Below are 12,973 nucleotides of genomic sequence, written 5' to 3'. Positions count from 1 at the left end.
TCTGCCAAAGGGGGCTGACATTATGAGCTACCCGACCGCCCAGGCGACCACTAGCAGCGCCCCGACGCTGAGCAGCGTGGTGCAGAGGATCACGTCCCTGGCCACCGTCATGCCCCTGCCATACGGGGAAGCGAAGAGGAACACGTTCTGGGCTGTCGGGAGGGCGGCCATGATGACGCTCGCCAGGAGGTGCTGGCCTTCGAGGCCGAAAACGAACTTGCCCAGCACCCAAACGACCAGCGGCATGCCAGCGATCTTCAGGAACGTCGCCACGATGGTTTCAACGCGCCCATCGCCCTCTTGCAGGGGTGCTTTCCCGGCCAGGGAGAGGCCAAAGGCCAGCAGCACCATGGGAACCGCGCCACCGGCGAGCATGTCGATGGGCTTCTGCAGGAGGTCCGGGGCGCTCCAGCCGGTCAGGGCAACAACTGCGCCGAGTGCGGAGGCGATGATCATCGGGTTGGCGAACGGTTGGACCAGCATCCTTTTCCACGAAATCCTGGCTCCGGCGGACAGCCCCAGAACCGTCAAGTAGAACGGAGCCAGAACCAGGATCTGCACCAGCAGAACAGGAGCCACGTGCTGGGCCGTTCCCACGGCGTACAGCGAGACCGGAATGCCGATGTTGTTGGCGTTGGCATAGCTGCTGGCCATGGCACCCACCGCAGTTTCCGCGACAGGCCGGCGGAAAAACAGGAAGCTCATGAGGCAATAGAGAAGCCCCACAATCGCTGCCGACAGGAGCGCGAGTGGGGCATCCGTTCCGAGAGCTGCCCGGATGTCACTCCCAGCCACTACGGTGAAGAGCAGGGCCGGGTTGGTGACGTAGAACGCGGTGCGGGTCAGAGCACCCTGGACTTCCGGTCCCAGAATCCTCAGGCGGGCCGCGATGTAGCCAACGGCTATGACGGCGGAAACTATGAGTATTCCGGAGACGACGCCGCCCAAGCCTGAGCCCTTCTATTCAAAAGTATTGCCGGGTTCCGCACGGCCGGCTCCTGTTGCGGGGGAGGTCCGGCCGTGCGGAAGATGGTGTTAGCGCACCAAGCAGGGGCGCTTCGGGTCGAAGGACCAGCCGTCGATGTAGTACTGCATGCCGATGCTGTCGTCGCGGGCGTCGAGGCCGTGCTGCAGATACAGCTCGTGTGCCTTGCCCAGGGCGTCCCGGTCCAGTTCGATGCCGAGACCTGGTGCATCGGGAACCTCGATGGCGCCGTTCCTGATCTGCAGCGGGTCCTTGGTGAGGCCTTGGCCGTCCTGCCAGATCCAGTGCGTGTCCAGCGCCGTGATCTCGCCCGGTGCGGCCGCGCCGGTGTGCGTGAACATGGCAAGTGAGATGTCGAAGTGGTTGTTAGAGTGCGAGCCCCACGTGAGGCCGAACTCGTTGCACAGCTGCGCAACCCTCACAGAACCGTGCATGGTCCAGAAGTGCGGGTCTGCCAGTGGGATGTCGACGGCGTTGCTGCGGATTGCGTGCGACATTTCGCGCCAGTCCGTGGCGATCATGTTGGTGGCCGTCTTCAGGCCGGTGGCACGGCGGAATTCCGCCATGACTTCGCGCCCCGAGAAGCGCCCTTCCGCCCCGCAGGGATCCTCGGCGTATGCCACCACTCCCTGCATCCGCTTGCCGAGCCTGATGGCCTCCTCAAGGAGCCAGCCGCCGTTCGGATCAAGGGTGACGCGGGCTTCGGGGAAGCGCTTGGCGAGTGCCGTAGCAACGTCCACTTCGTCGTCGCCGGACAGCACGCCGCCCTTGAGCTTGAAATCGCTGAACCCGTAGCGCTCCTGGGCGGCTTCGGCCAGGGCAACCACCGCTGCGGGGGTCATGGCCTCCTGCCGGCGCAGCCGCTCCCAGCGGTCAGCCGGTGCATCCTCGACCAGGTACGGCAGGTCCGTCCGGCGCCGGTCGCCGACGAAAAACAGGTAGCCGAGCATCGGGACCGAGCTGCGCTGCTGTCCGTCGCCGAGCAGCTCCGCGACCGGGACTCCGAGGAACTGGCCGTGGAGGTCCAGCAGGGCCGATTCGACCGCGGTGACGGCGTGGACGGTGGTGCGGAGGTCGAAGGTCTGCAGCCCGCGGCCGCCTGCGTCGCGGTCGGCAAACTCCGCGGCGATCTCCCGCAGCAGGGACCGGTAGCGGGCCACCGGCTTGCCGGTGATGAGGGTTCCGGCTTCCTCGATGGTGGTGCGGATCTTCTCGCCGCCGGGGACCTCGCCAAGGCCGGTGCGGCCATCCGAATCGGTCACGATGACCACGTTGCGGGTGAAGAACGGCCCGTGGGCACCGCTGAGGTTCATCAGCATGCTGTCGTGGCCCGCGACCGGAACGACCTCCACGCGGGCGACGGTTGGCTGGGCGCTCATGCGTTGACCTCTTCTTTTTCTTCGGCATCGGCCTGGACAACCGTGCCGTCGATGCGGCGGTTGAGGTGCCAGGGGTTGGTGTCCTGCAGTGGTGTGGGCAGGAGTTCCTGGGGCATGTTTTGGTAGGCGACGGGCCGGAGGAAGCGGTTGATGGCGAGGGTTCCGACGGAGGTGGTTTTGGTGTCGGAGGTGGCGGGGAAGGGGCCGCCGTGGACCATGGCGTGGCCGACTTCGACGCCGGTGGGCCAGCCGTTGACGATGATCCGGCCGACCTTTTGCTCGAGCGCTGGGATGAGGGGCGCGGCGGTGGGGTAGTCCTCTGCGGTGAGTTGCAGGGTCGCGGTGAGCTGGCCTTCGAGGCGGTGGATGGCGTCGAGGAGTTCGTCGGTGGTGGTGTAGCGGATGACCAGGGACGCGGCGCCGAAGATCTCCTGGTGGAGGACCTGGTTGGTGACGAAGTCGCGGACCTGGGTGCCGAAGATCGTGGGAGCAGGCGCGTTCTTCGTTGCACCTTCGGTGCCTTTCCCGACGACGTCGACGCCGGCTGCGTTGCCGAGCGCTTCGGCGCCGGCGTTCCAGGACCCGGCGATGCCTGCGGTGAGCATGGTCTGCCCGGTGCAGGCGGAGACGGCGCGGCCGACGGCGGCGGCGAGTTTGTCGCCTGCCTCGCCGGCGGGGGCGAAGAGCAGGCCGGGGGAGGTGCAGAGCTGTCCGGAGCTGCCGGTGACGGCGGTGACGTATTGCTGGGCGAGGGCATCAATGTCTTCGGCGGAGCCGGTCAGGGCGCCCTCGAAGACGAAGACCGGGTTCAGCGAGGACATTTCCGCGTACACGGGGATGGGTTCGGGGCGGGCGGCGGCGGTGCGCATCAGGGCGATGCCGGCGGCCTGGGAGCCGGTGAAGCCGACGGCTTTGATGGCCGGGTCGGAGACGAGGGCCTGGCCGATGCTGGCGCCGGGGCCGTAGATGAGGGAGAACACGCCGGGGTGCAGCCCGGCGTCGCGGACGGCTTTGATGATGGCGTGGCCGACGAGTTCGCTGGTGCCGGGGTGGGCGTTGTGGGCCTTGAAGACCACCGGGCAGCCGGCGGCGAGGGCCGAGGCGGTGTCCCCGCCGGCGGTGGAGAAGGCCAGCGGGAAGTTGCTGGCGCCGAACACGGCGACGGGGCCGAGCGGGATCTGGCGCTGGCGGATGTCGGCGCGGGGCAGCGGCGTGCGGTCCGGGAGTGCGGGGTCGATGCGGACGCCGCGGAAGTCGCCCTGGCGGATCACGGAGGCGAAGAGGCGTAGCTGGCCGGTGGTGCGGGCGCGTTCGCCCTGCAGCCGGGCGGTGGGCAGGCCGGTTTCCTGGCCGGCGCGGGTGATGAGTTCCTCGCCGATGGCCTCGATGTTGTCCGCGATCGCGTCCAGGAACCCGGCGTGCGTTTCGGGATCCAGCGTGCTGAAGGACAGGTATGCCTCGGCGGCTGCGGCGGTGGCTGCGGTGAGCTGGTCTTCGGTGATCAGCGTGTAGGCCGGTTCGAGCTGTTCGTTCGTGGCCGGGTTGAAGCCGAAGGCAGTCTTCCCCTCGCCGGCGACGTGCTGTCCGGCGATCAGTGAATGTCCGTTGAGTGTCATGGTTGCTCCTAGGAGACGGTGGCGATGAGGGCTTTGAGGTCGGCGAGATCCTGGGGAGCCAGGTTCTGCAGCGGCGGGCGGACTCCACCCGCCGAGCGGCCGATGGCGTCCAGGCCGCCCTTGACGATGGAGACGGAGTAGCCCTTTACCCGGTCGCGGATGTCCAGGTACGGGATCACGAAGTCGTTGAGCTTCTTGTTGACGGCGACCCGGTCATGGTTGCGCACGTCCTGGTAGAAGTCGAGGGCGAACTGCGGGACGAAGTTGTACATGGCGCTGGAGTAGGTGCTCATGCCGAGCTGCAGCAGCGGAAGGGCGAAGGTCTCCGCGGTGGGCAGGCCGCCGAGGTAGAACAGGCGGTCGCCGAGCTTGGCGTAGACTCGGGCATCGTGCTCGAGGTCGCCCACACCGTCCTTGAAGCCGATCAGGTTTTCGTGGCGGTCGGCCAGGGTGGCCACGGTGGTGTCCTTATAGATCGCGTTGGCGCGGTTGTAGATGATGACGCCCAGCGACGTGGCGCTGCAGACGGCGCTGACGTGGTCGACCAGGCCGCCCTGGTCCGCCTCGGTGAGGTACGGCGGGAGGAGCAGGATGCCCTCGGCGCCGGCGGCTTCAGCAGCCTTCGCATTCTCAATGGCCTGGGCGGTCGAACCGCCGGCCGACGCCAGCACCGGCACGGTGTTGCCGACTTCCTCGACGGCGGCACGGACGACTCGCGCCGACTCGGCAGGCGTGAGGGAGAAGCCTTCGCCGGTGCCGCCGGCGGCGAAGAGACCGGCCACCGGGTAGCTGGCCTGCCACGCGAGATGCTTGCGGTAGTTTTCCTCGTCGAACTGCAGCTGTGCGTCGAATGACGTGACCGGGAAGGAGAGCAGCCCGTTCTTGAGAGTGTCGGCAAGTTCCTGGGGCGAGTATTTGGCCACGGTGTGGTCCTCCATGTCGGTGCCGCTTCGGTACGGCGAGTGAGTTCGTTCCTTCCACACTAGGGAGGCTTTTGATGCCTGTCTAAGTTCATTTTTGTATGCATTGATACCGTCCTGGCATCGCCCGTATAGCTTCCGAACCTCGACTCAGTTGTCTCCGAATTCCAGTGCCCGCAGCAGGCGGGCCAGGGCAGGGTTCCGGATGGTGCGGTTCCAGATGGCGTGTAGTTCCACGGGATCCGCCACGCTGCTTTTCAGCGGCAGGAACTCGACTCCCTGGATTCCCAGCAGGGTTGCGGAGTGCGGGACGAAGGCCACGCCTCGTTTTGCGGCGACCAGCGAGACCATGGTGAGGATCTGGCTGACCGTATGGATCACGTTCGCGTGCTGTACGGGCACCATGCGGACCACCAGGTCATAGAAGTACCGGGCCTTGGTTGGCGAGTGCATGATCAGGGGTTCGTTCTTGAGGTCCTCGTTGGTGATGTCCCGGTCCAGGTCCGCCAGCGGGTGGCCCGAGGGGACGGCCAGCACCATGGCTTCCCGGTACAGCAGGTGGGAATCGAAAATCTCGCTGTCGAAGGGAGGGCGGGCAAGGCCAAGGTCCAGTTCGCCGGTCTGAAGCCCCATGATCTGCTCACCGGTGACAAGCTCCTGGAGGTCGATGTCGACGTCGGGAAGGATTTCCGCGGCTTCCTCGAGCAACGGCCCCAGGATGCTGAACCCGCTCGCGGCGGTAAATCCGATCCGGAGGTGCCCTGACCGGCCTGACGCTATCCGCCGGGCCGTGACAGGTGCCCGTTCCGCCAAGGCGATCAGCCGCCGGGCCTCGTCCAGGAAGGCCCGGCCTGCCGGCGTCAGTTCAACCTTCCGGTTGTCGCGCTCAAGCAGTTCGGCGCCCACTGTTTTTTCTAGTTTTTGGATCTGCCGGCTGAGGGGCGGTTGCGTCATGTTGAGCCGCTCGGCTGCGCGGCCGAAGTGCAGTTCCTCGGCGACGGCAATGAAGCCTGCCAGCTGGTCGAATGTAAACATGATGCCTTCCCGGTATCACCCGATGCACATTTGGGCTTAGACATGCATCATACCGGCTCCCTACACTCGAGAAAGCGAACCGGCAGTGACCCGGTTCACACCTACTGATCGGGCAACCCCCCGCCCCGCAGTGCAAACGAGGAGTTTCAATGACGCACTTCCCCTCCCGCCGTTCCATTCTCGGAGCAGCATCCGCCGTCGCGCTTCTGGCCCTGACTGCCTGCGGCAATGTCGCGGGCGGCGGCACGGATTCATCGAAGTACCCGAGCGGTCCGGTTAACCTGACGGTGGGCCAGGCTCCCGGCGGCAGCACCGACCTTATTGCCCGCGCCATTTCCGAAGGCGCGTCCAAGACCCTCGGCGCTCCGATGCCCGTGGTGAACAAGCCCGGTGCCAACGGCGCCCTGGCCTCCAAGGAGGTGGCGGGCAAGCCGGCCGACGGCCAGAACCTGGTACTGCTCAACGCCTCCCTGATCACCATCACTCCGCTGGCCGTGACCGCAGACGAGGCGGTCAACATTGATGATTTCGACGTCATCGCCGGCTTGTCCCAGGATGACTACGTGCTGATTGCCAGCGACAAGTCCGGCTTCAAGACCATCAAGGATGTGACAGGCGCCGGCCGCAACATCACGTTCGGCACCACCGGCGTGGGCACCGGCAGCCAGCTCGCCCAGACCGTGCTTTTCAAGCAGGCCAATGTTAAGGGCACCGATGTTCCCTTCGACAGCGGCAAGCCGGCACTGACCGCCGTGCTGGGCAACCAGGTGGAACTGGCAACCATCCAGCTCGGTGAGGCAATGCCACAGATCAAGGCCGGCAAGGTTGCCCCGCTGCTGGTCTTCTCCGAGGAGCGCAACAGCTTCCTGCCGGACACGCCCACCGCGAAGGAATCGGGCTACGACGTTCCGGTCGCACAGTACCGGGCAGTCGCCGCACCCAAGGGCACGCCGCAGGAGGTCAAGGACAAGCTGGTGGCAGCATTGCAGGAGACCTTCAAGTCGGACGCGTACAAGGCATTCAACGAGCAGAACCTGCTGACGCCGAAGGAAATCTCCGGTGAGGAAGTTGTCACGCAGTGGAAGGAATACGCCGCGAAGTACAAGGCCCTGGTGGAGAAGCACAGCATCAGCCTCAGCGGAACGAAGTGATTCCTGTGAAGCCAGCACCTGCAGTGCCCGCACTTCCCGACGGCGACCTGGACGACCTCACGCCGGAACAGTTGGCGGCACGCTGGGAAGAGGAAAAGCCGCCGGCTGCCGGGGCGCTGGCCAATGCGGCCTCCTCGCTGGTGGTTCTCGGCGTCGGCGTTGGTGCAGTGATCCTGTCGCTGGCAATGGGCCTGGGTACCCCGGCGGCCCCGCAGCCCGGACTCTGGCCTTTCATGATCAGCTGCGTGATGGTGGTGCTGGGCCTCTTTCAGCTGGTCATCGGCCGGCACAACCGGGACGCGGAGAAGTTCACCCGCATGTCCATGGCGCCCCTGACCGGCCTGGTGACCCTGGCCCTCATGGTGGCGCTGATGCCGACGATCGGATTCGAACTGCCGGCCTTGGCGCTGTGCATCGTCTGGATGCGGTTCCTGGGCAGCGAAACCTGGCGCTCCACGCTCGTGGTGAGTGCCGTCGTCGTCGGCGCGTTTTACGGGCTCTTTGTCCTGGCGCTCAACACTTCCATCCCCCACCTCTTCTAGGAGACACCCGTGGATTTTCTAAATCCCGTGATCAACGGATTTGCGGTTGTCCTGGAGCCGACAAACCTCCTGTACTGCCTGGTCGGCGTCGTGATCGGCATGCTCATCGGTGTGCTGCCAGGGCTCGGCCCGGCCGCCACCATTGCCATCCTTCTCCCGCTGACCTACAACGTGGAGCCGGTGACCGCCATCATCATGCTGGCCGGCATCTTCTACGGCGCGCAGTACGGCGGAACCATCACCTCGGTGCTGCTCCGGCTTCCCGGCGAGGCGTCCTCGGTGGTGACCGTCTTCGACGGCTATCAGATGGCACGGCAGGGGAAGGCCGGGACCGCGCTGGGACTGGCTTCGATCGGGTCCTTCGTCGGCGGCACTGCCTCCATCATCGGCCTGACCTTCCTCGCCCCCATCGTGGCGGGCTTTGCCCTGGACTTCGGCGCACCGGAGTACTCCGCCCTCGCACTGCTGGGCATCCTGCTGGTGGCAACGATCAGCAGCGGCGCGAAAACCAAGGCGCTCATCGCCGCGGCCCTCGGGCTGCTGCTCGCCACCGTGGGCCGGGACGTCTTCACCGGCGAGAGCCGCTTCACGTTTGGCAGCCTGGAGCTCGCCGACGGGATCGACTTCGTGCCGATCGCCATGGGCATCTTCGGACTTGGCGAGATTCTGTACAACCTCGAGGAACGCCACCGTGCCGCCAAAGCGCCGTCGAAGGTCGCCAACGTGTGGCCGTCACGCGGCGACCTGAAGCAGGCCGCCGGCTCGATCGGACGAGGCTCCATCCTGGGCTTCTTCCTTGGCATCCTGCCGGGCGGCGGCGCCACGATTTCGTCCATGGCCTCCTACGCCATGGAAAAGAAGCGGGCCAAGCAGCCCGAACGGTTCGGCAAGGGAGCACCCGAGGGCGTCGCCGGGCCCGAGACGGCGAACAACGCGGCCGCCACGTCCTCCTTCATCCCGCTGCTCACGCTGGGGATCCCGGCCAACGCCACCATGGCACTGATGTTCGGGGCGCTTCTCATCCAGGGTGTGACCCCTGGCCCGCAGTTGGTCGAGGAGAACCCGGACCTCTTCTGGGGCGTGGTGAACTCGATGTACATCGGCAACATCCTGCTGCTGATCATGAGCCTGCCGCTCGTCGGCCTGTTCGTGAAGATCCTGCGCGTCCGCGCCGCGATCCTGGCCCCCGTCACGGCACTGATTACCCTGCTCGGTGCCTACACGATCAACAACAGCATGTTCGATGTCACGCTTGTGGTGGTGTTCGGCGTCATCGGCTACCTGATGAAGAAGTTCGGCTTCGAGCCCGGCCCGCTGGTCCTGGCGTTCGTGCTGGGTTCGCTGCTGGAGAGCTCGCTCCGCCGCTCCCTGCTGGTCTTCGGCGGGGATCCGATGGGCTTCTTCGGCCGGCCGATCTCGGCAACGCTGCTCGCTGTGTTCGTCCTGGTGGCCGTGCTGCCGGGGATCCGCAGCATGCTGGCAAAGCGCAAGGCGTCTGCTGTTGCAGAGCCCGGTACCGTACAAATCAAGGAGAAGGTATGAGCATCATCGTCGGTTTCGTTCCCACGCCCGCCGGCGAGGCGGCGCTGAGCGCAGGCATCGCCGAAGCGCAGCTTCGGAAGCAGGACCTGGTGATCGTCAACTCCGCCCGCGAAGGGGCGCTGGTGGATAAGGCCGTGGCCGCGGAAGACGTACTTGCACGGGCCTCACGGCAGGCCGAGGAAGCAGGGGTGAAGGCGACGGTGATCCAGCCGCCGTACCAGCACGATCTGGCGGACGAATTCCTCGAGGTCGCCCGCGAAGCCAACGCCTCGCTGATCGTCATTGGTCTCCGGCACCGGTCGCAGGTGGGCAAGTTCATCCTCGGCAGCCACGCGCAGCGGATCCTGATGCAGGCCGACCGTCCCGTGCTTGCCGTCAAGGCGGGCGACGGCCACTTCTAGTCATCCCCAACAGCACCGCACGAGGCGGGCCGGGAACCCCCACGGGGTTCCGGCCCGCCTCTGTTGGTGCACGGAATCACTCACCGGCGCCTCGGTCAGCTGCCGACGTAGGCCGCCAGGTGCTCGCCGGTGAGGGTGGAACGGGTGTCTACGAGCTCGGCGGGGGTGCCTTCGAAGACGATCCGGCCGCCGTCATGGCCGGCGCCGGGGCCGAGATCGATGATCCAGTCGGCGTGTGCCATCACCGCCTGGTGGTGCTCGATGGCGATGACGGACTTGCCGGAGTTGACCAGGCGGTCGAGCAGGCCGAGCAGGTTTTCGACGTCGGCCAGGTGCAGGCCGGTGGTCGGCTCGTCGAGGATGTAGATGTCCCCCTTCTCGGACATTTGCGCGGCAAGCTTGAGCCGCTGGCGTTCGCCGCCCGACAGGGTGGTGAGCGGCTGGCCCAGCGTGAGGTAGCCGAGTCCGACGTCCTCGAGCCGGTCGAGGATCTTGTGCGCGGCCGGCGTCTTCGCTTCGCCGTCGCCGAAGAAGTCCTCGGCCTCGGTGACTGACATCGCGAGCACCTCGGCGATGTTCTTGCCGCCGAGCGTGTACTCAAGGACTGCGGCCTGGAACCTCTTGCCCTCGCAGTCCTCGCAGGTGGACTCGACCGTGGCCATGACACCCAGATCGGTGTAAATGACGCCGGCGCCGTTGCATGTGGGGCAGGCGCCCTCGGAGTTTGAGCTGAAGAGCGCGGGCTTGACCCCGTTCTCCTTTGCGAACGCCTTGCGGATCGGCTCGAGCAGCCCGGTATACGTGGCCGGGTTGCTCCGACGGGATCCGCGGATGGCACTCTGGTCGATCACCACCACGCCCTCGCGCTTGGCCACGGAGCCTTGAATCAGCGAGCTCTTCCCGGAGCCGGCGACGCCGGTGAGCACGCAGAGCACCCCGAGCGGGACGTCGACGTCGACGTCCCGGAGGTTGTTCGTGGACGCGCCCCGCACTTCCAGCGCGCCGACGGCGGAACGCACCGATTCTTTGAGGGACGCGCGGTCGCCGAGATGGCGGCCGGTGATGGTGTCGCTTCCCTGCAGTCCGTCGACGCTGCCCTCGAAGCAGACGGTGCCGCCGCCGGTGCCGGCGCCCGGGCCGAGGTCGATGACGTGGTCGGCGATGGCGATGGTTTCCGGCTTGTGCTCCACGACGAGGACGGTGTTGCCCTTGTCCCGGAGCTGCAGCAGCAACTGGTTCATCCGCTCGATGTCGTGCGGGTGCAGGCCGATCGTCGGCTCGTCGAAGACGTAGGTGACGTCGGTGAGCGAGGAGCCGAGGTGGCGGATCATCTTGGTGCGCTGCGCCTCGCCGCCGGACAGGGTGCCTGCCGGCCGGTCCAGCGAGAGGTAGCCAAGGCCGATTTCGGCGAACGAATCGAGGAGGTGCTGCAGGCCCGCGAGGAGCGGGGCAACCGACGGCTCATTCAGGTCCCGGACCCACACGGCGAGGTCGCTGATCTGCATGGCGCAGACGTCGGCGATGTTCTTCCCCTTGATTTTCGAGGAGCGGGCCTCGGGGCCGAGCCGGGTTCCGTCGCACTCAGGGCACGTGGTGAAGGTGATGGCCCGCTCCACGAAGGCGCGGACGTGTGGTTGCAACGCGTCGACGTCCTTGGACAGCATCGACTTCTGGATCTTCGGGATGATGCCCTCGTAGGTCAGGTTGATGCCCTCGACCTTGATCTTGGTGGGTTCCTTGTAGAGCAGGTCGTGGAGTTCCTTCTTGGTGAACTTGCTGATCGGCTTATCCATGTTGAAGCCTGCTCCGCTGAAGATGCGGCCGTACCACCCGTCCATGCTATAGCCCGGAATGGTGAGCGCGCCCTCGCCCAGCGACTTGCTGTCGTCGTACAGCGCCGTGAGGTCGAAGTCGTTGACGCTGCCCATGCCCTCGCAGCGCGGGCACATGCCGCCGAGCCGGTTGAAGGTGGCCTTCTCAGCCTGGGTTTTGTTGCCGCGCTCGACGGTGATGGCACCGCTGGCCCTCACCGTAGGGATGTTGAACGAGTAGGCGTTGGGCGAGCCAATGTGCGGCTGCCCCAACCGGCTGAAGAGGATGCGCAGCATCGCATTGGCGTCAGTGGCGGTGCCCACGGTGGAGCGCGGGTTGGAGCCCATCCGCTCCTGGTCGACGATGATCGCCGTCGTCAGGCCTTCAAGCAGGTCGACGTCCGGCCGCGCCAGCGTCGGCATGAAGCCCTGCACGAAGGCGCTGTAGGTCTCGTTGATCATGCGCTGCGACTCCGCCGCGATGGTGGCAAACACCAGCGAGCTTTTGCCCGAGCCGGAAACGCCCGTGAACACCGTCAGCCGGCGTTTGGGGATCTCCACGTTGATGTCCTTGAGGTTGTTCTCACGCGCGCCGTGCACGCGGATCAGGTCGTGGGTGTCGGCGACGTGCTGCGCGGGCGCCTGCGTGTCCATACTGGTGGCCATGCTCATCGTGTCTCCATCTGTTGATCGGGGCGGCAATCGTCGTAACGGCACAGGAATCCGGAGCGGGTTGGCGCTCAGCGGTCCTGAAGCAGCCCCAGGATGTTGCCGTCGGGGTCGGCGACGGTGGCAACCAGGCGGCCGCCACCGACGTCATGCACAGGCTCCTTCACTGTGGCGCCCGCGGCGGTGACCTCGGCCAGCTTGGCTTCGATGTCCGGCACATGCCAGTAGGCCACGGGTGACGTCATGCCCTGCGGCCCACCGCCCGGCACGAGCCCGATGTGCTGGCCCGCGACGTCGAATCCGACGTAGTAGGGTCCGTCGGCCTGCGGAGGCACGCCGAGCAGGGCCGTGTACATGGTCTTGGCCGCAGCGAGGTCGGACACTGGATGCAGCACGGTCTTGATTCCTTGCGTGGATGAGTCGCTCATAGTCACTCCTATGGTCGTGGGCCCACATCAACCCGGCGCATACGGTCGTGTTGTCGATGGCATTCATGCTAGCCGCAGCTCTTGGCGGGCGCTCGTGGTCGGCCTCACTTTTCTTGAGCAGATCTTGCGTTTGCGCTGCCCGGGCCTTGAGCCTCTGGGGTGAGACTGTGAGCGGCGGCGGTGCAGCTGCGTCGCGGCCGGCATAAGCGTGAACGATTCTTGGGGAAGGATCTGTGATGACCGGAAGCAATGTCGAGACGTTCTACGAAGACCTGCTGTGGAAGACGCGCCGTGAAGGAAGTGCGCAATCCCTCGTGGTGAGCACCAGTCAGTCTGAGGCGTTGGATGCCGGGAGGCGTGCCGCGGTGCGGGACAGGGTGGATCACCTCATCCGGGACATGGACGGCAGGCTCCTGTGCCAGAACAGCTACCGGGACCTTCCGAAGAGCTACTAGCCCCGGCGCCCGGCGCCCGGACCGATATGATTTCCCTCA

The 12,973-nt window shown here is 66.0% G+C and carries 12 protein-coding genes; 5 read left to right on the top strand and 7 right to left on the bottom strand.

The genetic code is table 11. The annotated features are described in order from the left end of the window. Nucleotides 1-27: 27 nt before the first annotated feature. The 5 genes from AC3A3W_RS07535 to AC3A3W_RS07515 all read right to left on the bottom strand — a co-directional run bounded on the left by AC3A3W_RS07535 (nt 28) and on the right by AC3A3W_RS07515 (nt 5,935). Complete coding sequence (locus tag AC3A3W_RS07535) at nt 28-948, bottom strand: AEC family transporter (protein WP_487441605.1); 921 nt, start codon at nt 946-948, stop codon at nt 28-30. Nucleotides 949-1,035: 87 nt separating this feature from the next. Then, nucleotides 1,036-2,364 (bottom strand): enolase C-terminal domain-like protein, encoded by a 1,329-nt coding sequence (locus AC3A3W_RS07530; RefSeq protein WP_487441604.1) that lies wholly within the window; start codon nt 2,362-2,364, stop codon nt 1,036-1,038. Further along, nucleotides 2,361-3,980, bottom strand: a complete 1,620-nt coding sequence (locus AC3A3W_RS07525; RefSeq protein WP_487441602.1) for an aldehyde dehydrogenase (NADP(+)) — start codon at nt 3,978-3,980, stop codon at nt 2,361-2,363. Before AC3A3W_RS07525 ends, AC3A3W_RS07530 begins: the two co-directional genes overlap by 4 nt. Before the next feature lie 8 nt (nt 3,981-3,988). Beyond that, entirely contained in the window at nt 3,989-4,903 is a 915-nt protein-coding gene (gene kdgD / locus AC3A3W_RS07520; protein WP_487441642.1) for a 5-dehydro-4-deoxyglucarate dehydratase, read from the bottom strand. Between the two features lie 147 nt (nt 4,904-5,050). Further along, nucleotides 5,051-5,935, bottom strand: coding sequence for a LysR family transcriptional regulator (locus AC3A3W_RS07515; RefSeq protein WP_487441601.1), 885 nt, complete (start codon nt 5,933-5,935; stop codon nt 5,051-5,053). 149 nt (nt 5,936-6,084) lie between these two features. On the opposite strand from AC3A3W_RS07515, the gene AC3A3W_RS07510 reads away from it, so the two are divergent. From AC3A3W_RS07510 to AC3A3W_RS07495, 4 genes are read left to right on the top strand one after another with little or no spacing between them, the layout of a single operon-like run. Then, nucleotides 6,085-7,086, top strand: a complete 1,002-nt coding sequence (locus AC3A3W_RS07510) for a tripartite tricarboxylate transporter substrate binding protein (RefSeq protein WP_487441599.1) — start codon at nt 6,085-6,087, stop codon at nt 7,084-7,086. Between the two features lie 5 nt (nt 7,087-7,091). Beyond that, nucleotides 7,092-7,628 (top strand): tripartite tricarboxylate transporter TctB family protein, encoded by a 537-nt coding sequence (locus AC3A3W_RS07505; RefSeq protein ID WP_487441597.1) that lies wholly within the window; start codon nt 7,092-7,094, stop codon nt 7,626-7,628. Between the two features lie 9 nt (nt 7,629-7,637). Next, nucleotides 7,638-9,170 carry a tripartite tricarboxylate transporter permease gene (locus AC3A3W_RS07500; protein WP_487441595.1) on the top strand — a complete coding sequence of 511 codons (1,533 nt, stop codon included), beginning with the start codon at nt 7,638-7,640 and terminating at the stop codon, nt 9,168-9,170. Next, nucleotides 9,167-9,571, top strand: a complete 405-nt coding sequence (locus AC3A3W_RS07495; RefSeq protein ID WP_487441593.1) for a universal stress protein — start codon at nt 9,167-9,169, stop codon at nt 9,569-9,571. The genes AC3A3W_RS07500 and AC3A3W_RS07495 overlap by 4 nt, the downstream gene beginning before the upstream one ends. A 95-nt stretch (nt 9,572-9,666) precedes the next feature. On the opposite strand, the gene AC3A3W_RS07490 is transcribed toward AC3A3W_RS07495, so the two are convergent. Both AC3A3W_RS07490 and AC3A3W_RS07485 read right to left on the bottom strand, forming a co-directional pair. Then, the gene (locus AC3A3W_RS07490; protein ID WP_487441592.1) at nt 9,667-12,054 is read right to left on the bottom strand and encodes an ATP-binding cassette domain-containing protein; all 2,388 of its coding nucleotides are present in this window, start codon (nt 12,052-12,054) and stop codon (nt 9,667-9,669) included. 68 nt (nt 12,055-12,122) lie between these two features. After that, a complete protein-coding gene (locus tag AC3A3W_RS07485) occupies nt 12,123-12,479 on the bottom strand; it encodes a VOC family protein (protein WP_487441591.1) in 357 nt (118 codons plus the stop codon). Between the two features lie 236 nt (nt 12,480-12,715). Between AC3A3W_RS07485 and AC3A3W_RS07480 the strand changes: the two genes are divergently transcribed. Beyond that, nucleotides 12,716-12,934: a DUF2188 domain-containing protein gene (locus tag AC3A3W_RS07480; protein WP_487441589.1), complete on the top strand. Its 219-nt coding sequence runs from the start codon at nt 12,716-12,718 to the stop codon at nt 12,932-12,934. Nucleotides 12,935-12,973: the final 39 nt, after the last annotated feature.

Source organism: Arthrobacter sp. Soil_N43 (assembly GCF_057655195.1).
This window is presented reverse-complemented; position numbering and strand designations above follow the sequence as displayed.